Origin of the sequence: Halorubrum sp. SP3 (assembly GCF_005435195.1) — an archaeon.
Taxonomy (GTDB): domain Archaea; phylum Halobacteriota; class Halobacteria; order Halobacteriales; family Haloferacaceae; genus Halorubrum; species Halorubrum sodomense.
The window spans coordinates 1-695 of record NZ_SGTU01000208.1 but is presented as its reverse complement, the minus strand read 5'-3'; the positions used below and the strand labels follow the sequence as shown (position 1 = coordinate 695).

The following is a 695-nucleotide window of genomic DNA, read 5'->3' as shown; positions in this document are numbered from 1 at the left end:
GTACGTTCGCCCAGGGGCAGCACGGTATTCGCAATCCGTTCGTTATCGCTGCCGTCGAGCCAGCGGTCGAACATCGGGTAGCAGACCGTCTGGAAACCTGGTCGGATGGTCAGATGGAATCACCAGAGATCCCAGACGCAGTTACTGTTCAGCCAATCTGGCTCGACGAACTCCTTCCCCAGACTGACGTGTACAAACTCCTCGTCGATCTGGGCGATCCATTAGCCGACCTCGACGACGATACGTCGCCAGGCGAGCGTATCGAGGGGACAATGCAAGATCAGCTCGCCGAGGAACTCGTTCAACAGATGGTCGAGCACGAGCTTAGCGAAGAACAACTGGAGACCCAGAGCCACGTGGTGCTCCTGCTTAACCTCGGCAGTCTGTATCCATTCACTCGCGCGTCGGAACTGCTCGACGAACTCGACCGGCGGAACGTCAAGTCCACGATCGGCATCCCGTTCCCTGGGGACGTCGTCGGTGGAAAATTGAGTTTCTTCGGTGGCGAATCGCGGCACTACTACCCAGCCCACCAGATTGACGGGCAGATCCAAGGGGTGCATCTCCAATGACTATCGACGAGCTCTTCCACAGCGATCCGACTCGACAACTCGAAGAAGTACAGAAAGTCAACGCCCGAGAACGGGCCGAAACCGACGTCCGAGAGTTCTACGAAACGGATAGTGCCGAGCGGG

Annotated in this window: 1 protein-coding gene; it reads left to right on the top strand. The window is 57.8% G+C overall.

Annotated features, from left to right (window positions below; genetic code table 11):
* The coding region (locus EXE42_RS16235) for a BREX protein BrxB domain-containing protein (protein ID WP_137706985.1) at window positions 1-572 on the top strand (572 nt) is incomplete at its 5' end.
* Window positions 573-695 lie beyond the last annotated feature (123 nt).